The 21080-nt window shown below is 71.0% G+C and carries 19 protein-coding genes; 10 read left to right on the forward strand and 9 right to left on the reverse strand.

Going from position 1 to position 21080, the window contains the following annotated elements; genetic code table 11:
- The first annotated feature begins 550 nt into the window (after positions 1 to 550).
- Positions 551 to 1384, forward strand: a complete 834-nt coding sequence (locus tag ACZ6TU_RS05205; RefSeq protein WP_467674965.1) for an HAD family hydrolase — start codon at positions 551 to 553, stop codon at positions 1382 to 1384.
- A 338-nt stretch (positions 1385 to 1722) separates the two neighbouring features.
- On the opposite strand, the gene ACZ6TU_RS05210 is transcribed toward ACZ6TU_RS05205, so the two are convergent.
- Positions 1723 to 2547, reverse strand: coding sequence for a Fic family protein (locus ACZ6TU_RS05210; protein ID WP_467674963.1), 825 nt, complete (start codon positions 2545 to 2547; stop codon positions 1723 to 1725).
- Between the two features lie 64 nt (positions 2548 to 2611).
- Complete coding sequence (locus tag ACZ6TU_RS05215) at positions 2612 to 3883, reverse strand: polysaccharide deacetylase family protein (RefSeq protein WP_467674961.1); 1272 nt, start codon at positions 3881 to 3883, stop codon at positions 2612 to 2614.
- Between the two features lie 295 nt (positions 3884 to 4178).
- Here ACZ6TU_RS05215 and ACZ6TU_RS05220 point away from each other — a divergent pair, with 295 nt between their 5' ends.
- The 6 genes from ACZ6TU_RS05220 to ACZ6TU_RS05245 all read left to right on the forward strand — a co-directional run bounded on the left by ACZ6TU_RS05220 (position 4179) and on the right by ACZ6TU_RS05245 (position 12315).
- Complete coding sequence (locus tag ACZ6TU_RS05220; protein WP_467674959.1) at positions 4179 to 6551, forward strand: bifunctional SulP family inorganic anion transporter/carbonic anhydrase; 2373 nt, start codon at positions 4179 to 4181, stop codon at positions 6549 to 6551.
- A gap of 314 nt (positions 6552 to 6865) precedes the next feature.
- Positions 6866 to 8821, forward strand: coding sequence for an acetate--CoA ligase (acs, locus tag ACZ6TU_RS05225; RefSeq protein ID WP_467674957.1), 1956 nt, complete (start codon positions 6866 to 6868; stop codon positions 8819 to 8821).
- 200 nt (positions 8822 to 9021) lie between these two features.
- Positions 9022 to 10458, forward strand: coding sequence for a Na+/H+ antiporter NhaA (gene nhaA, locus ACZ6TU_RS05230; RefSeq protein ID WP_467674955.1), 1437 nt, complete (start codon positions 9022 to 9024; stop codon positions 10456 to 10458).
- 120 nt (positions 10459 to 10578) lie between these two features.
- The gene (locus ACZ6TU_RS05235) at positions 10579 to 11067 is read left to right on the forward strand and encodes a phage holin family protein (RefSeq protein ID WP_467674953.1); all 489 of its coding nucleotides are present in this window, start codon (positions 10579 to 10581) and stop codon (positions 11065 to 11067) included.
- On the forward strand, positions 11064 to 12005 hold the full coding sequence (locus tag ACZ6TU_RS05240) for an alpha/beta fold hydrolase (RefSeq protein WP_467674951.1): 942 nt from the start codon (positions 11064 to 11066) through the stop codon (positions 12003 to 12005). Before ACZ6TU_RS05235 ends, ACZ6TU_RS05240 begins: the two co-directional genes overlap by 4 nt.
- Positions 12006 to 12132: 127 nt before the next feature.
- A complete protein-coding gene (locus ACZ6TU_RS05245) occupies positions 12133 to 12315 on the forward strand; it encodes a hypothetical protein (protein WP_399167200.1) in 183 nt (60 codons plus the stop codon).
- Between the two features lie 51 nt (positions 12316 to 12366).
- Here the strand turns inward: ACZ6TU_RS05245 and ACZ6TU_RS05250 are convergent, their stop codons facing one another.
- From ACZ6TU_RS05250 to nth, 3 genes are all read right to left on the reverse strand, one after another.
- On the reverse strand, positions 12367 to 13566 hold the full coding sequence (locus tag ACZ6TU_RS05250) for a MarP family serine protease (RefSeq protein ID WP_467674949.1): 1200 nt from the start codon (positions 13564 to 13566) through the stop codon (positions 12367 to 12369).
- Positions 13567 to 13579: 13 nt separating this feature from the next.
- Positions 13580 to 14275: an NUDIX hydrolase gene (locus ACZ6TU_RS05255; protein ID WP_467674947.1), complete on the reverse strand. Its 696-nt coding sequence runs from the start codon at positions 14273 to 14275 to the stop codon at positions 13580 to 13582.
- A 97-nt stretch (positions 14276 to 14372) separates the two neighbouring features.
- Positions 14373 to 15419 (reverse strand): endonuclease III, encoded by a 1047-nt coding sequence (gene nth, locus ACZ6TU_RS05260; RefSeq protein ID WP_467674945.1) that lies wholly within the window; start codon positions 15417 to 15419, stop codon positions 14373 to 14375.
- A gap of 273 nt (positions 15420 to 15692) precedes the next feature.
- Here nth and ACZ6TU_RS05265 point away from each other — a divergent pair, with 273 nt between their 5' ends.
- Together ACZ6TU_RS05265 and ACZ6TU_RS05270 are read left to right on the forward strand one after the other, a co-directional pair.
- Positions 15693 to 16367 carry a Crp/Fnr family transcriptional regulator gene (locus ACZ6TU_RS05265; protein ID WP_010031945.1) on the forward strand — a complete coding sequence of 225 codons (675 nt, stop codon included), beginning with the start codon at positions 15693 to 15695 and terminating at the stop codon, positions 16365 to 16367.
- Between the two features lie 119 nt (positions 16368 to 16486).
- The gene (locus ACZ6TU_RS05270) at positions 16487 to 17305 is read left to right on the forward strand and encodes a nucleotidyltransferase (RefSeq protein WP_467674943.1); all 819 of its coding nucleotides are present in this window, start codon (positions 16487 to 16489) and stop codon (positions 17303 to 17305) included.
- A gap of 6 nt (positions 17306 to 17311) precedes the next feature.
- On the opposite strand, the gene ACZ6TU_RS05275 is transcribed toward ACZ6TU_RS05270, so the two are convergent.
- The 4 genes from ACZ6TU_RS05275 to ACZ6TU_RS05290 form a co-directional block, all read right to left on the reverse strand.
- Positions 17312 to 18142 carry an MBL fold metallo-hydrolase gene (locus ACZ6TU_RS05275; protein WP_467674941.1) on the reverse strand — a complete coding sequence of 277 codons (831 nt, stop codon included), beginning with the start codon at positions 18140 to 18142 and terminating at the stop codon, positions 17312 to 17314.
- Positions 18139 to 19017 (reverse strand): NUDIX hydrolase, encoded by an 879-nt coding sequence (locus ACZ6TU_RS05280; protein ID WP_469546794.1) that lies wholly within the window; start codon positions 19015 to 19017, stop codon positions 18139 to 18141. The genes ACZ6TU_RS05275 and ACZ6TU_RS05280 overlap by 4 nt, the downstream gene beginning before the upstream one ends.
- A gap of 306 nt (positions 19018 to 19323) precedes the next feature.
- Positions 19324 to 19785: a RidA family protein gene (locus ACZ6TU_RS05285; RefSeq protein WP_020271809.1), complete on the reverse strand. Its 462-nt coding sequence runs from the start codon at positions 19783 to 19785 to the stop codon at positions 19324 to 19326.
- Entirely contained in the window at positions 19785 to 19943 is a 159-nt protein-coding gene (locus ACZ6TU_RS05290; RefSeq protein WP_003991873.1) for a DUF4177 domain-containing protein, read from the reverse strand. Before ACZ6TU_RS05290 ends, ACZ6TU_RS05285 begins: the two co-directional genes overlap by 1 nt.
- 130 nt (positions 19944 to 20073) lie before the next feature.
- On the opposite strand from ACZ6TU_RS05290, the gene bagA reads away from it, so the two are divergent.
- A complete protein-coding gene (gene bagA / locus ACZ6TU_RS05295; RefSeq protein WP_467674937.1) occupies positions 20074 to 21051 on the forward strand; it encodes an ATPase BagA in 978 nt (325 codons plus the stop codon).
- The last annotated feature ends 29 nt before the right edge of the window (positions 21052 to 21080 follow it).

Here is a 21080-nt window from a genome sequence, read left to right on the forward strand (position 1 = left end):
GCCCCTGTGGCCCCGCGATTCCCAAACGTGGGAAGAACCGGCAAGGCGGCCTCCCTTTGAACGGCCGACACAAACCGGCCAAGCGCCCCCGGCAATCGGAGCCGGGCCAAGAACCCGCCGCGAGCGGGGTGCGCTGGAATCACGGTGCAGCGATCCCGGAAATCGTGTGGATCTTGGTGGATAACTGTGGACGCCTCGATGGTTGTGAATATCGCCGTCACCCATACCGGTGACGCCCGCAGCCCCTCTGTGCGCCCTCCACAGAGCAGTCCGATGACTACACACCGTGACAGACCATGGGCATGCCAAACTGCGCGCCGATACGGCAACAGAGCGGCAGCCCGGCCGCGCGAAGAAGGAGAAAACCCACCCGGACATGCGACGACCCCCGCCGGGGGGGAGAGCGGGGGTCGTCCCCACGGCCGACTCGGGGGGGGAGGAGTCGGGCCGGGTTAGCACGGTCGCGAACGATCCGTGACTTCCATGGTGTACCCGAGAGCCCTCTCAGGCAAACCCACGCGCCCCACCTTACGCCGAATGGGCTGCCCCTATGCTCAAGGGCGTGGAAAACCACTCGTCGCCCCGCACAGCGGCCTTCTTTGACCTGGACAAGACGGTCATTGCTAAGTCGAGCACGCTGACGTTCAGCAAGTCGTTCTACCAAGGCGGTCTGATCAACCGCAGGGCCGTCTTGCGAACTGCATATGCCCAGTTCGTCTTCCTGGCCGGCGGTGCCGACCACGAACAGATGGAGCGCATGCGCGCGTACCTGTCCGCGCTGTGCCGCGGCTGGAACGTGCAGCAGGTCAAGGAGATCGTCGCCGAGACGCTGCACGACCTGATCGACCCGATCATCTACGACGAGGCCGCCTCCCTCATCGAGGAGCACCACACCGCCGGCCGCGACGTCGTGATCGTGTCCACGTCGGGCGCGGAGGTGGTCGAGCCGATCGGCGAGTTGCTCGGCGCGGACCGCGTGGTGGCGACCCGCATGGTCGTGGGCGACGACGGCTGCTTCACCGGCGAGGTGGCGTACTACGCGTACGGACCGACCAAGGCCGAGGCCATCAGGGAGCTGGCCGCGTCCGAGGGGTACGACCTCAGCCGCTGCTACGCCTACAGCGACTCGGCGACCGACGTGCCGATGCTGGAGTCCGTCGGCCGCCCCCATGCCGTGAACCCGGACCGCGCGCTGCGCCGCGAGGCCCTCGCGCGCGGCTGGCCGATACTGGACTTCCACCGTCCGGTCCGGCTCAAGCAGCGCATCCCCGGCTTCTCCGTACCGCCGCGCCCGGCGCTCGTCGCGGTCGCCGCGATAGGAGCCGCGGCGGCCACCGCCGGCCTCGTCTGGTACGCGAACCGGCGCCGCGCGAACGTCGCTTGACCTGGAGGGACCCGAAGTCCTGTTTGAACCCAAAAGTAAAGAAGTGCAGTCTGGACTTCCGCTTGCCCCGGGCCAGGAGTACAAAGGACTCAACGGCCCGCGAGACCAAGGACATCCGAGAGGATCACCTTAATTACGCATTTGGCCCCACGGACCGAGCATGAACACCGGGCACCCACGCGACGTCGACCCGTCGATTACGGGCCAGCCGCACCAGGGACGGGCAAAGTTCCCGACCTGATGGGCATATATCGAGGACGCTTGGTACCCCGATGCTCATGCCAGCGGCGGTACGAGTTCTCGTACCGCCGCATCTCTTTTCCAGTCCGGTGGTGCTGTCACGCCGCTCCGCGCTGCAACGCCTCGCACACCGCCGTCGACTCGCGTGCCCCCAGTTCGACCGCCCTGCCGCAGTGGGCGATCCAGGCGGCCATGCCCTCCGGAGTGCCGGAGACGTACCCTTCGAGGGCTTCCAGGTAGGCCTGGCGGCCCAGCTCGGCGTGGCCCACCTCGGCCGGGCAGACCGACTTCGGATCCAGGCCGCTGCCGATCAGGACGATGCGCTCGGCCGTGCGCGCGACCAGTCCGTTGTGGGACGTGAAGGGACGCAGCGCGAGGAGTTCGCCGTGCACGACGGCGGCCGTGACCAGCGCCGGCGCGGCGCCGCCCGCGATGATCAGCCCGGCCAGCCCCTCCAGCCGGCCGTGCGCCTCGGCCGCGCTCGGCAGCGGCAGCCCCACGAGCGGCTCGTCGACCGGCTCGCCCTCCTGCCGCGGCCGTCCCACCTGGTCGGCCTTGTCGGCAGCCGCCACCAGGTGCAGCCGGGCCAGCACTCGCAGGGGCGACTGCCGCCAGATGGACAGCAGCTGACCCGCCTCCGCGGTGAGCCGCAGGGCGGCACCCACGGCGCGCGCCTCGTCGTCGCCGCTGAAGTCCGTACGCCGACGGACCTCCTCCAGCGCCCAGTCCGCGCCGGACAGCGCCGCCGAGCCACGGGCGCCCCGCAGGGCCGCCTCGGAGGTGATCGCGTTGCTGCGGCGCCGCATGATCCTGTGCCCGTAGACCCGGTCCACGGACTTGCGCACGGACTCCACGGAATCGGCCACCCCGGGCAGCGCCCCCAGGGCCGCGAGAGGGTCGGCGGTCGCGCCTGCTGTACTCATGAGTACGACCCTACGCACCCCGAGGGCCCGCCCCACGGCGGAGTGGCCATCTTCACTCGGGCCGCTACCTCGCCGCCGGAGCCCCGGGCACGCCCTTCGGCGCCGGGGCGGGCCGGCCCGCGAGGAAGGACGCCCAGCCCTGCTTCGGCGCCTCGCCGACCGTCAGCGTGCGCAGCTTCTCCAGCGTCGTCGGGTCCTGGGCGTCCAGCCAGTCCACGAGCTGCCGGAACGAGACACAGCGCACCTCCTCCTTGGTGCACACCGTCTCGATGACCTCCTCGACGGCCCGCATGTAGGTGCCGCCGTTCCAGGACTCGAAGTGGTTGCCGATGATCAGGGGCGCACGGTTGCCGTCGTAGGCCCGCTGGAAGCCCTTGAGCAGACCCTCGCGCATCTGGTTGCCCCAGAAGTCGTGCATGGCGGGATTGCCCTGGGTCTTGGTGCCCGACTGGTTGACCATGAAGTTGTAGTCCATGGTCAGCTGCTCGAAGGAGTGGCCGGGGAACGGCACGAGCTGCATGGACACGTCCCACAGGCCGTGCTTCTTCTTCGGCCAGACCTGGTTGTTGACGCCACTGGAGTCGTAGCGGAAGCCCAGGTCGCGGGCCGCCTTCATGAAGTTTTGCCGGCCCTCCAGGCAGGGTGTGCGGGCGCCGATGAGCTCCTTGTCGTAGTCGAAGGGCAGTGGGGACGCGTCCTTCACGCCGGTGTTGGTCTTCCAGGTCTTCACGAACTGCTTGGCCTGGGCGATCTCGTCCTTCCAGTCCTGCACCGACCACTCGCCGACCCCGCCGCCGCTGCCGCAGAAGTGGCCGTTGAAGTGGGTACCGATCTCGTTGCCCTCCAGCCACGCCAGGCGCAGCTGCTTCACGGTGGCGGCGATGCCGCTGCGGTCGTTGAAACCGATGTCGGAGCGGCCCGGGGAGTGCTGCGGCGGCCGGTACCGGTCGCGTTTCTCGTCCGGCAGCAGGTACACGCCGCTCAGGAAGTAGGTCATGGTCGCGTTGTTCGCCTTGGCGACCTCGCGGAAATGCGAGAACAGCTTCTGGCTGTCCTCGCCCGCGCCGTCCCAGGAGAAGACGACGAACTGCGGGGGTTTCTGGCCGGGCCGCAGCCGCTCGGGTCTGGGCAGGTGGGGTTGCGCGCCGGTGTAGGCGGTGGAGCCGTCTCCGATCAGCCGGACCGCGCTCTTCGGTGCCGGAGCCGGTTTCGCCTTTTTCGCCTTCGGCGAGGCGGGGGGCTCCTGCCGCGGTGTGCCGGTCCCGCAACCGGCGAGCGATGCGGCGCAGACCGCGGCGATCACGGAGCCCGCGGCGATCCTGTGGGTGGCGGCCATGTTCCGCCCACCTTCTTCCTTCTCTCGGGTGCGGACAGCGCCGCCAAATTCGCACGAGACCGAGAAGGTTTTAGTACGACAAGCCGATCACCTAGCCACTTCACTCTTCGAGGTGATTTATTAGCCCATTTGCCCGTAATGCCTATGCTTGCCCTTTACTCTGCATTACGATTCGTTTACCGAGCGTTGATTCATCCCGCCGATTTAGCCGTGACCACGGCCGCTACCGGCCCCCCGCCCCGAGCGCGGAGCCCCCGTTACGCGACCGCGCAGCCCCGGAGGAGACGGGAAAAACATGTCAGCCTGCGTCCCCACCCGTGCCGCCGATCCGAACCGGACCGAGCGCACCCATCCACCCCACAGTCCGCCGCCCACCGGCCCCCGCCGCTTCCGGATCGCGGGTGCCGACGTGTCGGCCTCGATCGCGGTCTTCCTGATCGCCCTGCCCCTGTCCCTGGGCATCGCCCTCGCCACCGGCGCACCGCTCCAGGCCGGCCTCGTCGCCGCCGCCGTGGGCGGACTCGTCGCCGGACGGCTCGGCGGCTCCCCGCTCCAGGTGAGCGGGCCGGCCGCCGGACTCACCGTCGTCACCGCCGATCTCATCCAGCGCTACGGCTGGCGGACGACCTGCGCCATCACCGTCCTCGCCGGCCTCGCCCAACTCGGCCTGGGCTGCCTGCGCGTGGCCCGTGGCGCCCTCGCCGTCAGCCCCGCCATCGTGCACGGCATGCTCGCCGGGATCGGCGTCACCATCGCCGTCGCCCAGCTGCACATCGTGCTCGGCGGCACACCGCAGAGCTCCGTCCCGGACAACCTCCGCGCGCTGCCCGCCCAGTTGGCGCACATGCGCCCCGCGGCCGTGTCGGTGAGCGTACTGACCCTGGCCCTGCTGCTGCTCTGGCCGAGACTGCCCGGCCGGGCCGGACGCCTGCTGCGCAAGGTCCCGGCCGCGCTCGTCGCCGTCGCCGGAGCCAGCGCGGCCGCCGCCCTCGCCGGGCTCCGCCTGCCCAAGGTCGACCTGCCGTCCTGGAGCAACCACGCCTTGGCCGGGCTGCCCGAGGGCCCCGTACTCGGCGTCGTCGCCGCGGTGCTCACCACCACGCTGGTGTGCAGCGTGCAGTCGCTGCTCGGCGCGGTCGCCGTCGACAAGCTGGTGGCCGGCCGCCCGGGCCTGCCCGCCCGCGTCCGGCGCTCCGACCTCGACCGAGAACTGCTCGGGCAGGGTGCCGCCAACATCGTCTCCGGCTCGCTCGGCGGACTGCCCATCGCGGGCGTGGCCGTGCGGACTTCGGCGAATGTGCACGCGGGCGCGGTGAGCCGGAACTCCACGATGCTGCACGGCGTTCTCGTAGTGATCGCCGCGCTGCTGATGGTCCCGCTCCTGGAGCTCATCCCGCTCGCCTCGCTCGCCGCCCTGGTGATGGCCGTCGGCATCCAGATGGTGTCCCTGCACCACATCCGCACGGTGACGCGCCACCGAGAGGTGTGGGTCTACGCCGTCACGACCCTGGGCGTGGTGTTCCTCGGCGTTCTGCAAGGCGTGGCGCTGGGCATCGCCATGGCCGTGGGCGTCGCCCTGCACCGCCTCACCCGCACCGGCATCACGCACGAAGAGACGGAAGGAGTCCATCACGTACACGTCAGAGGACAGTTGACGTTCCTCGCGGTGCCACGGCTCAGCCGGGTCCTGCATCTCGTACCCCACGGGGCCGACACCGTCGTCGAGCTGGACGGGTCGTTCATGGACCACGCGGCGTACGAGACGTTGCAGGACTGGCAGAAGACGCACACCGCGCAGGGCGGCACCGTCGAGATCACCGGCCGGCACCCCGGCACCCGCATCACTGAGCCCCAGGCCCTCACCGGCTGCCGCTGCCGGCCCTGGACGCCCTGGCGCAACCACCAGTGCGACCGCCCCCAGTCCACTCCCCCTTCCCGGAACACCCCGGGCGGGACGGACCGCATCGAGCCGGACCCGGCAGGCACCGGCAGAGCCAGGAGGCACGAACTGGCGCGTGGCATCAGCGCGTTCCAGCGCAACACCGCGCCCCTGGTGCGCAGCGAGCTGGCCCGGCTGGCGCGTGAGGGGCAGCGGCCGTCGCAGCTCTTCCTGACCTGCGCCGACTCACGACTGGTCACATCGATGATCACCTCCAGTGGTCCGGGCGACCTCTTCGTCGTGCGCAACGTGGGCAACCTCGTCCCACGGCCGGGCGAGGAGAGCGGCGACGACTCGGTGGCGGCCGCGATCGAGTACGCCGTCGACGTGCTGCGGGTGCGGTCCATCACGGTGTGCGGGCACTCGGGCTGCGGCGCCATGCAGGCGCTGCTCAACTCCGAGCCCGGCGGCGCCCGGACACCGCTGAAGCGGTGGCTGCGGCACGGGCTGCCGAGCCTTGATCGCATGGCCGACGACAGACTGGCGTGGGGCAGCCTGGCCGGGCGGGCGCCCGAGGACGCGGTCGAGCAGCTCTGCCTGACCAACGTGGTCCAGCAGTTGGAGCACCTGCGCGCCCACGACTCGGTGGCCCGGGCCCTCGACAAGGGCACCCTGGAACTGCACGGGATGTACTTCCACGTGGGCGAGGCCGAGGCCTACCTGCTCACCGAGACGGACGGCGGCGGTGGCGTCTTCGACCGCGTACGCGAGGCGGACCTGACGGCGTGAGCCCGGCGCGTGCACGGGTGTCGTGCACGGGTGTGCGGCCCCGACAGCCCGACGGCTCCGACCGCCTCCGGGCCGCACCCCCCACCGCCCGCACACCCCCACCGCCCGCACGCCACACCCCCGCCCCATGGGTGACGCGCGTTACACAGGCTGAACTTTCCCTGGTCGGCGTCCGTGGGTACGGATGACGCCGGCCGCCGAGACCACCGCCCAACAGGTCTATACCAATCCGTGGTCGGCCCTTGTCATCGCACCCCCGGGTCTGATGAGCTGTGGCCTGGGACACAACGGACACCCTGGGAAAGGCAGATGCCGTGAGCAACGAAAGCCTGGCCAACCTGCTCAAGGAAGAGCGCAGGTTCGCACCCCCCGCCGACCTGGCCGCGAACGCCAACGTCACCGCGGAGGCGTATGAACAGGCCAAGGCTGACAGGCTCGGCTTCTGGGCCGAGCAGGCCCGTCGGCTGACCTGGGCCAAGGAGCCCACCGAGACCCTCGACTGGTCGAACCCGCCGTTCGCCAAGTGGTTCAAGGACGGCGAGCTCAACGTCGCCTACAACTGCGTCGACCGCCACGTGGAGGCCGGGCACGGCGACCGTGTCGCGATCCACTTCGAGGGCGAGCCCGGCGACGGCCGTGCCATCACCTACGCCGAGCTCAAGGACGAGGTCTCCAAGGCCGCCAACGCCCTGCTGGAACTGGGAGTTCAGGCCGGCGACCGGGTCGCCGTCTACATGCCGATGATCCCCGAGACGGCGATCGCGATGCTGGCCTGCGCCCGCATCGGCGCCGCGCACTCCGTCGTCTTCGGCGGTTTCTCCTCGGACGCGCTCGCCACCCGCATCCAGGACGCCGACGCGCGCGTGGTCATCACCTCCGACGGCGGCTACCGGCGCGGCAAGCCGTCCGCGCTGAAGCCGGCCGTGGACGAGGCGGTCGAGAAGGCGGGCAACGTGGAGCACGTCCTGGTCGTGCGCCGCACGGGCCAGGAGGTCGCCTTCACCGAGGGCCGCGACGTGTGGTGGCACGACCTCGTCGGACGGCAGAGCGCCGAGCACACCCCGCAGGCGTTCAACGCCGAGCACCCGCTGTTCATCCTCTACACCTCGGGCACCACGGGTAAGCCGAAGGGCATCCTGCACACCTCCGGCGGCTACCTCACGCAGACCGCCTACACCCACCACGCCGTCTTCGATCTCAAGCCGGAGACGGACGTCTACTGGTGCACCGCCGACGTCGGCTGGGTCACCGGCCACTCGTACATCGTCTACGGCCCGCTGGCGAACGGCGCGACGCAGGTCATGTACGAGGGCACGCCCGACACCCCGCACCAGGGCCGCTTCTGGGAGATCGTCCAGAAGTACGGCGTGACGATCCTCTACACCGCGCCGACCGCGATCCGCACGTTCATGAAGTGGGGCGACGACATCCCCGCCAAGTTCGACCTGTCCAGCCTGCGGGTGCTGGGCTCGGTGGGCGAGCCGATCAACCCCGAGGCGTGGATCTGGTACCGCAAGAACATCGGCGGCGACCGCACCCCGATCGTGGACACGTGGTGGCAGACCGAGACCGGCTCGATGATGATCACCCCGCTGCCGGGCGTGACCGCGACCAAGCCGGGCTCCGCGCAGACGCCGCTGCCCGGCATCGCCGCCACGGTCGTAGACGACGAGGCCAACGAGGTGCCCAACGGCGGTGGCGGCTACCTGGTGCTGACCGAGCCGTGGCCGTCGATGCTGCGCACCATCTGGGGCGACGACCAGCGGTTCATCGACACCTACTGGTCGCGCTTCGAGGGCAAGTACTTCGCCGGTGACGGCGCCAAGAAGGACGACGACGGCGACATCTGGCTGCTCGGCCGGGTCGACGACGTCATGCTCGTCTCCGGGCACAACATCTCCACCACCGAGGTCGAGTCCGCGCTCGTCTCCCACCCCTCGGTCGCCGAGGCGGCCGTGGTCGGCGCGGCGGACGAGACGACCGGGCAGGCGATCGTCGCCTTCGTGATCCTGCGCGGTACGGCCACCGAGACCGAAACCCTGGTCGCCGAGCTGCGCGCCCACGTCGGCAACGCCCTCGGCCCGATCGCCAAGCCCAAGCGGATCCTGCCGGTGGCCGAGCTGCCCAAGACCCGCTCCGGCAAGATCATGCGTCGTCTGCTGCGGGACGTCGCGGAGAACCGCCAACTCGGTGACGTCACCACGCTGACCGACTCCACGGTCATGGACCTGATCCAGGCGAAGCTCCCGGCCGCGCCCAGCGAGGACTGATCACCGCACAGGCATAGCGCGACGGACGAAGGGGCACCCGGCGGTCGGCACGCCAGTGCCCCTTCGGCACCTCCGGTGGTGATCACCGGGTGCGTTCGGCCATATGTTTACCTAGATTGAGAAAAACAACTGCTTCATGGTGCGCCGGGAAGTCTGGTCGGCATGCGTTCAGCCCTGCCCACCGACCGGAGGTCTCCCACGTGACCGCGCCCCGCCCCTCCACCCCCCGCAAGGTCCTCGACCGGCTCTCCCTCCCCGAGCGGACCTACATGGCGGAGGCGCTGCGCACCGAGACCGTCGGCGGTGTGCTGCTGCTCGCCGCCGCGGTCGCCGCACTGATCTGGGCGAACGTACCCGCGCTGCGAGACAGCTACGAGAGCGTCTCCCACTTCCACCTGGGCCCCGCCGCCCTCGGCCTCGATCTGTCGGTCGCGCACTGGGCCGCCGACGGGCTGCTGGCGATCTTCTTCTTCGTCGCCGGGATCGAACTCAAGCGTGAACTCGTCGCGGGCGACCTGCGCGACCCCAAGGCCGCCGCACTGCCGGTCGTCGCCGCGCTGTGCGGGATGGCCGTCCCGGCGCTCGTCTACGTCCTCACCAACGTCACCGGCGGCGGTTCCCTGGCCGGCTGGGCCGTGCCCACCGCCACCGACATCGCCTTCGCGCTCGCCGTGCTCGCCGTCATCGGCACGTCCCTGCCGAGCGCGCTGCGGGCCTTCCTGCTCACGCTCGCCGTCGTCGACGACCTCTTCGCGATCCTGATCATCGCGGTGTTCTTCACCGACGACCTGAACTTCGCCGCGCTCGGCGGCGCCGTCGTGGGTCTGGGCCTCTTCTGGCTGCTGCTGCGCAAGGGCGTACGCGGCTGGTACGTGTACGTGCCGCTCGCGCTCGTCATCTGGGCGCTGATGTACAACAGCGGCATCCACGCCACGATCGCCGGCGTCGCCATCGGCCTGATGCTGCGCTGCCACCGGCGCGAGGGCGAAGCCCACTCCCCCGGCGAACACATCGAGCACCTCGTACGGCCCCTGTCGGCGGGCCTGGCCGTACCGCTGTTCGCACTGTTCAGCGCGGGGGTCTCCGTGTCCGGCGGCACGCTCGTCGACGTGTTCACCAGGCCGGAGACCCTCGGCGTCGTCCTCGGGCTGGTCATCGGCAAGGCCCTCGGCATCTTCGGCGGGACGTGGCTGACCGCCCGTTTCACCAGGGCGTCGCTCAGCGACGACCTCGCCTGGGCGGACGTGTTCGCGGTGGCGAGTCTCGCCGGCATCGGCTTCACCGTCTCGCTGCTCATCGGCGAACTCGCCTTCGACGGGGACGAGACGATGACCGGCGCGGTCAAGGTCTCCGTGCTCGTGGGCTCGCTCATCGCCGCGACGCTGGCGACCGTGCTGCTGAAGCTGCGGAACACCAAGTACCGCCGCCTGTGGGAGGCCGAGGAACGCGACGAGGACCTCGACGGCATCCCGGACATCTACGAGGAGGACGACCCGGCGTACCACCTGAGGCTGGCCGCCCTCTACGAACGCAAGGCCGCCGAACACCGCCGGATCGCTCAGGAGAAGGCAGTCGCACGGCACGGGCTTGCCGAAGTACCGGGCGGGGCAGGCGAGGACCACCACCGTCCGGCATGATCTGACGGGACGGTACAAAAGACGGGACCGTACGCAGTCAGGCCGTACGCAGTCGGACGACTGTGGCCAGTCAGGCACAAGACGCGGAAATCGGACCGTACGCAGAAGAGGGAGACCGCGATGAGCGCACCCGACGGCAGCCCGGTCGGCGCCGAACGCACCATCGGCCAGCTGTTCGCCTCGGCGACGGCGGAAATGTCGGCGCTGGTGCACGACGAGATCGCGCTGGCGAAGGCGCAGCTCAAGCAGGACGTGAAGCGCGGCGCGACCAGCGGCGGCGCCTTCTCGATGGCGGGGGCGGTACTGCTGTTCTCCCTGCCGATGCTGAACTTCGCGCTGGCGTACGGCATCCGCACCTGGAGCGACTGGAACCTCGCGATCTGCTTCCTGCTGTCCTTCGCGGCGAACGTGCTGGTCGCGGTCGTGCTCGTGCTGATCGGCGTGGTCTTCGCGAAGAAGGCCAAGAAGAGCAAGGGCCCGCAGAAGGTCGCCGCGTCGATGAAGGAGACCGCGGGCGTCCTGCAGAAGGCCAAGCCGCACCCGCGTCCGGAGCTCGCGCAGGACCGGGTCCCCGAGGCCATCGAGGCTGTGGCACGCTCGTCGTCATGACCGACGATCCCGCCACACCTTCGGCACAACCGGCTTCGGCCGTGCGGCTGGACGGCCCCTGGAGCCACCGCGACGTCGCCGCCAACGGCGCCCGTTTCCACATCGCCGAGCTGGGCGACGGGCCGCTGGTGCTGCTCCTGCACGGCTTCCCGCAGTTCTGGTGGACCTGGCGGCACCAACTGGTGGCGCTCGCCGACGCGGGCTTCCGGGCCGTCGCCATGGACCTGCGGGGCGTCGGGGGCAGCGACCGTACGCCGCGCGGTTACGACCCCGCGAACCTCGCGCTGGACGTCACCGGCGTCATCCGCTCGCTGGGTGAGCCGGACGCCGCGCTGGTCGGCCACGACCTGGGCGGGTACCTCGCGTGGACGGCCGCCGCGATGCGCCCCAAGCTGGTGCGGCGGCTGGCGGTCGCCTCCATGCCACATCCGCGGCGCTGGCGCTCGGCCATGCTGCGAGACGTCAAGCAGACCCGCGCCGGCTCACACATCTGGGGGTTCCAGCGGCCCTGGATCCCGGAGCGGCAGCTCACCGCCGACGACGGGGAGCTCGTGGCCCGGCTGATCCAGGACTGGTCCGGGCCGCGTCCGCCGGAGGACGAGGCACTGGAGAACTACCGCCGGGCCATGTGCATCCCCTCCGCGGCTCACTGCGCGGTCGAGCCGTACCGCTGGATGGTGCGCTCCCTGGCCCGCCCGGACGGCATCCAGTTCAACCGCCGCATGAAGCGGCCCGTGCGCGTGCCGACGCTCCATCTGCACGGCTCGCTCGACCCCGTCATGCGCACGCGCAGCGCGGCCGGATCAGGCGAGTACGTCGAAGCCCCGTACCGCTGGCGCCTGTTCGACGGCCTCGGCCACTTCCCGCACGAAGAGGACCCGGTCGCGTTCTCCTCCGAGCTCATCAACTGGCTGAAGGATCCCGAACCCGACCGGTGACCGGATGGCCGCGGCCGGTATCCGCCCGTGAACGCTTGTACTACGAACGGCCATTTGCCTGGCGCATAGGCCAATTGGGCGCCCCGGCGGCGGTTATCGACCATGGGGCTGGGGCACACGTCGAGGTATGGGCTGGACGCACGACTACAGTGACGCAAGCCGCAATCGCCGCTCGGCGAGCGGTGCGAACCCCCACCAGCGAAGCGGTGCACCGCAGATGGCGACCGCGGACCCCAGGGTCGGGATCCCGCGCATCCTCCGCCGCCGGGCCCGCTGGGTCTCCGTGCGTCTGCGCCACACACGCGACTGAGGCGTCGCCCCCGCGAGTGACCCCGTCGGCTGCCCCGCTCCAGCGCCACTCCTAGAGCGCGCAGCTGTCGCTGCCCACCTGCTGGTTGGCGGTGCGCCCCCTGGTGATGTCCTTCTGGATCTCGTCCACGGTCAGCGCGTAACCCGTCTCGGTGTCGTCGAGGGACTTGGCGAAGACGACGCCGTAGACCCTGCCGTCGGGTGTGAGCAGCGGGCCGCCGGAGTTGCCCTGGCGGACGTTCGCGTAGAGGGAGTAGACGTCGCGGCGGACCGTACCGCGGTGGTAGATGTCCGGGCCGTTGGCCGTGATGCGGCCACGCACGCGTGCGGCACGCACGTCGTACGCCCCGTTCTCCGGGAAGCCCGCGACGATCGCGCCGTCGCCGCTGCCCGCGTCCTCGGTGGTGAACCGCAGCGCGGGCGCCTTGAGGTCCGGCACGTCGAGTACGGCGATGTCGCGCCGCCAGTCGTAGAGCACGACCGTGGCGTCGTACTTCTTGCCCTCGCCGCCTATCTGCACGGTCGGCTCGTCGACGCCGCCCACCACATGCGCGTTGGTCATGACGCGGCGGTCGGCGAACACGAAGCCCGTGCCCTCCAGGACCTTGCCGCAGCTCGGGGCCGTGCCCATGACCTTGACGATGGAGCGCTGGGCGCGGGTCGCCACCGGGCTGTCGGCCAGGGCCGGATCCGGCGGCTGCACGTCGGTGATCGGCTCGTTCGAGAACGGGCTGAAGACCTGCGGGAAGCCGTTCTGCGCGAGGACGGAGGAGAAGTCCGCGAACCAGGTGGCGGCCTGCTCCGGCAGCGCCTGGGAGACGCCGAGCAGCACCTTGGAGTTCCGGACCTCCTTGCCGAGGGTCGGGAGTGTGGTGCCCGCGAGGGCCGAGCCGATCAGCCAGGCGACCAGGAGCATCGCCACGACGTTGACCAACGCGCCGCCGGTGGCGTCCAGGGCCCGGGCCGGGGACCAGGTGATGTGCCGGCGCAGCTTGTTGCCGAGGTGGGTGGTGAGGGCCTGGCCGACGGAGGCGCAGACGATGACGACGACGACCGCGACGACGGCCGCGGTCGTGCTCACCTCCGCGTTGTCCGTGATCGCGTCCCAGATGACGGGCAGCGCGTAGACCGCGACGAGACCACCGCCCAGGAAGCCGATCACCGACAGGATGCCGACGACGAACCCCTGGCGGTACCCGACGACCGCGAACCACACGGCGGCGACCAACAACAAGATGTCCAGCACGTTCACGGAGGCCACCCTGTCATGCGCGCCAGTCGAGCGGGACCTGCTTCTCGCGGTCCCAGGGCCGCTCCCAGCCCGCGTAGTGCAGCAGTCGGTCGATGATTCCGGCCGTGAAACCCCAGACAAGTGCCGATTCGACCAGAAATGCCGGGCCTCGGTGGCCGCTGGGGTGGACGGTGGTGGCACGGTTCGCGGGATCCGTGAGATCCACCACGGGGACGGTGAAGACCCTGGCGGTTTCGTTCGGGTCGACGACGCCGACCGGGCTGGGCTCACGCCACCAGCCCAGCACCGGGGTGACGACGAAGCCGCTGACCGGGATGTACAGCCGGGGCAGCACGCCGAAGAGCTGGACGCCCGAGGGGTCGAGGCCGGTCTCCTCCTCCGCCTCGCGCAGGGCGGCCCGCAGCGGGCCGTCGCCGCGCGGGTCGCCGTCCTCGGGGTCGAGGGCGCCGCCCGGGAAGGAGGGCTGGCCGGCATGCGAACGCAGGGAGTGCGCGCGCTCCATGAGCAGCAGCTCCGGTCCGCGCTCGCCCTCGCCGAACAGGATCAGCACGGCGGACTGCCGCCCGGCGCCGTCCTCCGGCGGCAGGAAGCGGCTCAGCTGCCGCGGCCGGACCGTCTCCACGGCGTGCACCACCGGGTCCAGCCAGCCGGGCAGGCCCTCCTTGCTCACCGTCACCGGCCCGCCCTGTGTGTCGCTCGCCCGCGTCATCGCCACCCCTGTCGTCCTGCCGCTTCCAACGCGCGGCGGCCCTGAGATCGTTCCGTGAACGGCCGCGATCCCCTGATCGGGGGGCTCGTGGGGCAGCTCATCCGGCCCCCAGCGGCGGCGCCGGTTTGCCGCCCGCGTCCAGGTAGGCCTGCGGGGGGTTCAGACGCTGGCCGGGGAAGCCGCCCTTCTCGTACTTGAGCAGCTTCTTCGCCTTCTCCGGGTCGGTCTCGCCCTCGCCGTACGCCGGGCAGAGCGGGGCGATCGGGCAGGCGCCGCAGGCGGGCTTGCGGGCGTGGCAGATACGGCGGCCGTGCCAGATCACGTGGTGCGAGAGGTCCGTCCAGTCGCTCTTCGGGAACAGCGCGCCGATCGCGGCCTCGATCTTGTCCGGGTCGGTCTCACCGGTCCACTGCCAGCGGCGCACCAGGCGCTGGAAGTGCGTGTCCACGGTGATGCCGGGCCGGCCGAAGGCGTTCCCGAGCACGACGAACGCGGTCTTGCGGCCGACACCGGGCAGCTTGACCAGGTCCTCCAGCCGGCCGGGGACCTCGCCGCCGAAGTCCTCCACCAGGGCCTTGGACAGCCCTATGACCGACTTCGTCTTGGCCCGGAAGAAGCCGCACGGGCGGAGGATCTCCTCCACCTCCTCCGGGTTGGCGGCGGCCAGGTCCTCGGGGGTGGGGTACTTGGCGAAGAGGGCGGGGGTCGTCTGGTTGACGCGCAGGTCGGTGGTCTGGGCGGACAGGACCGTGGCGACCACCAGCTGGAAGGGGTTGGCGAAGTCCAGCTCGGGGTGGGCGTACGGGTAGACCTCGGCGAGCTCGCGGTTGATACGGCGGGCCCGGCGGACCAGGGCGGTACGCGACTCGCCACTCGGCGGGTGGACGACGGTCCTGGCCGGGGCGGTGCCCTTGAGGCGGGCCGTGGCCTTCTTGGGCGCGACGGTGACCTTCTTGGCGGCGGGGGCCTTTTTCGCAGCAGCGGCTTTCTTCACAGCCGCAGCCTGCATCGCAGATGCCTGCTTACTCGCGGCCCCGGCCCTCCTGGCAAGCGCCTTCTTCGCCGGCGCCGACTTCCCGGAAGGCGCCTCCTCCCCTGTCGCTTTCGCCGTTTTCCTACCGCCATCGGGGCTCTGTTCGCCCACAGCGGAATCGCGACGTACAACCACCCGCGCAGCCCCCTCGGCCTGTGCTCTCACCGGCGATTTGGACACCCGGCCAGCCTAAGGCCCGGCACCGACATCTGCCCCGGCCCTCGAAGATCGGCGTCCAATTGGACCCCTGCCGCGTACCCCGGGACACGTGTGCGGCATCCTTGTGACAGATCACACTGTTTGGACCGTCCGGCAAAATGGGCACCACGGTGCCTTGGTACGCGGGGGCAACAGCCCCTGAGCAGGTCGACAAGGAGAGAACTCGTGGACGACGTTCTGCGGCGCAATCCGCTCTTCGCGGCGCTCGACGACGAGCAGGCCGCGGAGCTCCGCGCCTCCATGAGTGAGGTGACCCTCGCGCGCGGCGACTCGCTGTTCCACGAGGGTGACCCCGGCGACCGCCTGTACGTGGTCACGGAGGGGAAGGTCAAGCTCCACCGCACGTCCCCCGACGGCCGCGAGAACATGCTGGCCGTGGTCGGCCCCGGCGAGCTCATCGGCGAGCTGTCGCTGTTCGACCCGGGCCCGCGCACCGCGACCGCCACGGCGCTGACCGAGGTCAAGCTGCTCGGCCTCGGCCACGGCGACCTCCAGCCCTGGCTGAACGCCCGCCCCGAGGTGGCCACGGCGCTCCTGCGCGCCGTCGCACGCCGGCTGCGCAAGACCAACGACGCGATGTCCGACCTCGTCTTCTCGGACGTCCCGGGCCGTGTCGCCCGCGCCCTGCTGGACCTCTCCCGCCGGTTCGGCGTGCAGTCCGAAGAGGGCATCCACGTCGTCCACGACCTCACGCAGGAGGAGCTGGCCCAGCTGGTCGGCGCGTCCCGCGAGACGGTCAACAAGGCACTGGCGGACTTCGCCCAGCGCGGCTGGCTGCGCCTGGAGGCCCGCGCGGTGATCCTCCTGGACGTGGAACGCCTCGCCAAGCGCTCGCGCTGACGCGCACGCACCGCTGACCGTACCTCGTCGGGCCCTGTCTCCTCGCGGGACGGGGCCCGACGCGTACGCGGCACGAAAACGAGACGCGCCGGCGTCCCCCTTCACGGCACAGTGACCGCATGGCCGGAACCGTTCACCGCCCCGGACTCGACGCGCAGGGCTTCATCGCCCGGGAGGGCTCCCTCGCACGCGTGCCCGCCGCCTTCCGCCCGGTCGTCGACACGGCCCGGGCGTGGCTGACCGACGGGTTCGGGGCGCGGCTGCACAGCGCGTACCTCTACGGGTCGATTCCGCGCGGCACCGCGCGCGTGGGGCACAGCGACCTCGATCTGCTGCTCGCCCTGCGCGAGGAGCCGACGGACGCGGACCGGGCCGACGCCCGTGCCCTCGGCGCCGCGCTGGACGAGGAGTTCGGGCAGCTCGACGGGCACGGGACGCTGCTGTTCAGCCGGGCACGGCTGCTGAGCGACCTGGAGCGGTACGACCTGGGATGGTTCGTCGCCTGCCTGTGCACACCGCTGCTGGGCGAGGACCTCGCCGCGCAGCTGCCGCGCTACCGTCCGGACACGCTCCTGGCCCGTGAGACCAACGGCGACCTGGCCCTGCTCCTCCCGCGCTGGCGCCGGCGGATCGCCGAGGCCGGCGACACCGACGAGGCCCGCCGTCCCCTTGTCCGGTTCATGTCCCGGCACCTCGTGCGTACGGGCTTCACCCTGGTCATGCCTCGCTGGAACGGCTGGACCAGCGATCTGCGGGAGATGGCCGGGGCGTTCGGCCGGTACTACCCGCAGCGCGCCGAGCAGATGCGGGCCGCGGCCGTCCTGGGGCGCGAGCCGACGGGGGACGCCGCCGTGCTCGTCTCGTACGTCGACGATCTCGGTCCCTGGCTCGCCGAGGAGTACGCGCGCGTGCACGGCGTCAAAGCGCCGCGTCCCTGACGGGCCCTAGATGAGCCCGTGCTCCTCCAGGTAGTCCAACTGCGCCCGTACCGACAGTTCCGCCGCCGGCCACAGGGAGCGGTCGACGTCGGCGTAGACGTGGGCGACGACCTCGGCGGGGGTGCGGTAGCCGTCCTCGACGGCCGTTTCGACCTGGGCGAGGCGGTGGGCGCGGTGGGCGAGGTAGTACTCGACGACGCCCTGGGCGTCCTCCAGGACCGGTCCGTGGCCCGGCAGCACCGTGTGGACGCCGTCGTCGACCGCGAGGGACCTGAGGCGTCGCAGGGAGTCCAGGTAATCGCCGAGACGGCCGTCGGGGTGTGCCACGACCGTCGTCCCGCGGCCCAGGATCGTGTCGCCGGTCAGGATCGCCCGGTCGGCGGGGAGATGGAAGGAGAGGGAGTCGGCGGTGTGGCCGGGGGTCGGGACGATCCGCAGTTCGAGGCCGCCGGTGGTGATCACGTCTCCGGCGGCCAGGCCCTCGTCGCCCAGCCGCAGTGCCGGATCGAGCGCCCGCACGCGCGTGCCGGTCAGTTCGGCGAACCGGGAGGCACCCGCCGCGTGGTCGGGATGACCGTGGGTCAGCAGGGTCAGGGCGACCCGCTTGCCGGCCTGCTCGGCCGTGGCGACGACATGGCGCAGGTGCCCGTCGTCGAGCGGGCCCGGGTCGACCACCACCGCCAGGTCCGAGTCGGGCTCGGCGAGGATCCAGGTGTTCGTGCCGTCCAGGGTCATCGCCGACGGGTTGGGGGCCAGGACGTTGACGGCCCGCGCGGTGGCGGGCCCCGAGAGGACCCCGCCGCGAGGCTGGCCGGGAAGGGCTGCTGCGTCCGTCATGCGGTGGCTCCACCGGTCGGGGCGTTCGGGATGTGCTTGGTGAACTCGTCGTGGCCCGGCCAGGAGAGCAGGATCTCGCCGTCCACCAGGCGGGCGGTGGCCAGGACGGGCGTGAGGTCACGCCCCGAGGCGGCCGCGAGCGCCTGGGCGGCCGTCTCGTACGCCGTCAGCTGACGCAGGGTCGCGATGGTCGGCGGCATCATCAGCAGCTCGCCCTTGTCGTACCCGGCCGCCGCCTCGCCCGGGGCGATCCACACCGTACGGTCGGCCTCCGTGGAGGCGTTGCGGGTGCGCTGCCCCTCGGGGAGGGCGGCCACGAAGAACCAGGTGTCGTAGCGGCGGGCCTCGAACTCCGGAGTGATCCAGCGGGTCCAGGCGCCGAGCAGGTCGGAGCGCAGGACCAGGCCGCGGCGGTCCAGGAACTCCGCGAAGGACAGGTCCCGGGCGACCAGGGCGGCACGGTCGGCCTCCCAGTCGGCGCCGGTGGTGTCGCCGACGACCGAGTCCGGCGTCGGTCCGGCGAGCAGCACGCCCGCCTCCTCGTACGTCTCCCGTACGGCGGCGCAGACGATCGCCTGGGCCGTCGTCTCGTCGACGCCGAGCCGTTCCGCCCACCACGCGCGCCTGGGGCCCGCCCAGCGGACGTGGTGGTCGTCGTCACGCGGATCGACACCGCCGCCGGGATACGCGTACGCGCCCCCGGCGAAGGCCATGGAGGCGCGTCTGCGCAGCATGTGGACGGCGGGGCCGGTGCCGGTGTCCCTCAGGAGCATGACGGTGGCCGCGCGCTTCGGGGTGACCGGGGTGAGGGTGCCGGCCGCGAGGGCGCGGATGCGGTCCGGCCACTCCGGGGGGTACCACTGACCGTTCGCCATGGGCGCGAGGCTATCCCGTGACGGGCGGATGTTCGAGTGGCTCCGGGGACGGATTCCGCAGCTGGGGCCTGTCGTTTGGATCACGTCGCAGGGAGTCGACGGCATCTCGTCAGCGCCGGTGAGCTGGGTCCGGTGCCTGCGGCTGCAAGGCGGAGGAGGGCGTCGACGCGATGGGGGCACCGCCCGCGCGAGCGAAGCCGAGCGTGGGGGAGTCGGCAACCGACGACAACGCCGCAGATGCGCGTGCCAGACCCCGCGTCCGCGTCGTGATCCAAACGACAGACCCCTAGGGCCACCGAATGGGTGCTACGCGAGCTCCACCTGGATCTCGACCTCCACCGGCGCGTCCAGCGGCAGCACCGCCACGCCCACCGCGCTGCGCGCGTGCACGCCCTTGTCGCCGAGGACCTCGCCGAGCAGCTCGCTGGCGCCGTTCAGCACCGCGGGCTGGCCCGTGAAGTCGGAGGCCGAGGCCACGAAGCCCACGACCTTCACCACGCGCGCGATGCGGTCCAGGTCACCGGCGACGGACTTGACGGCGGCCAGGGCGTTCAGCGCACATGTGCGCGCCAGCTCCTTGGCCTCCTCCGGGGTGACCTCCGCACCGACCTTGCCGGTGACCGGAAGCTTGCCCTCCACCATCGGGAGCTGCCCGGCGGTGTAGACGTACGGCCCGGACTGCACGGCCGGCTGGTACGCGGCGAGCGGCGGGACGACGTCGGGCAGGGTCAGGCCGAGCTCGGCCAGCTTCGCCTCGACGGCGCTCATTACTGCTTCTCCCGCTTCAGGTAGGCCACGAGCTGCTCGGGGTTGTTCGGCCCGGGCACGACCTGGACGAGCTCCCAGCCGTCCTCGCCCCAGGTGTCCAGAATCTGCTTCGTGGCGTGGACGAGCAGCGGCACGGTTGCGTATTCCCACTTGGTCATGGGGCCGACTCTAGCCGCTGCCGGAGAAGGGTCACGCGGCCGACCACGCCCCCGGTCGTCCACCATCCACAGCGACGGTTATCCACAGCCTCCCGCGTAGCCCGGGCACGGACTGGTTAGGCTCGAATACGTGAGCAGGCTCCAGGTCGTCAGCGGCAAGGGCGGTACCGGCAAGACCACGGTGGCCGCGGCCCTAGCGCTGGCCCTGGCCACGGAGGGGAAGCGGACGCTTCTCGTCGAGGTCGAGGGCCGTCAGGGCATCGCGCAGCTCTTCGAAACGGAAGCGCTGCCTTATGAGGAGCGGAAGATCGCCGTCGCTCCCGGGGGCGGGGAGGTGTACGCACTGGCCATCGACCCCGAACTGGCCCTTCTGGACTACCTCCAGATGTTCTACAAACTGGGGAGCGCCGGACGGGCCCTGAAGAAGCTCGGCGCGATCGACTTCGCCACCACCATCGCGCCCGGCCTGAGGGACGTACTCCTCACCGGCAAGGCGTGCGAGGCGGTGCGGCGCAAGGATCGCAGCGGGCGGTTCGCGTACGACTACGTCGTCATGGACGCCCCGCCGACCGGGCGCATCACGCGCTTCCTCAACGTCAACGACGAGGTCGCCGGTCTCGCCAAGATCGGCCCGATACACAATCAGGCACAGGCCGTGATGCGGGTGCTGAAGTCGCCGGAAACGGCCGTGCACCTGGTGACACTGCTGGAGGAGATGCCCGTCCAGGAGACCGTGGACGGCATCGCAGAGCTGCGGTCGGCCCGGCTGCCGGTGGGGCGGCTCATCGTGAACATGGTGCGGCCCGAGGTGTTGGACGCGGCCGACCTGGAACTCGTACGGACGGTCCCGCGTTCCACGGTTGCGCGGTCGCTGTCGTCCGCCGGGCTCGGCGGGGCGAGGCGCGGCGGTCGCGCGGAGCGGCTGGTGGATCCGCTGCTCACCCAGGCCGAGGAGTACGCCGAGCGGTACACGCTGGAGCACGAGCAGCGTGCGGTGCTCACCGAGCTGGGCCTGCCGCTGCACGAACTGCCGCTGTTCGCCGAAGGCATGGACCTGGCGGGGCTGTACGAACTGGCCCGCGAGCTGCGCGAGCAGGGCGTGTCATGAGCCGGGCAGGCCGCGGCCCCCGGAACAGC

It is taken from the genome of Streptomyces sp. NPDC052064 (assembly GCF_055585925.1).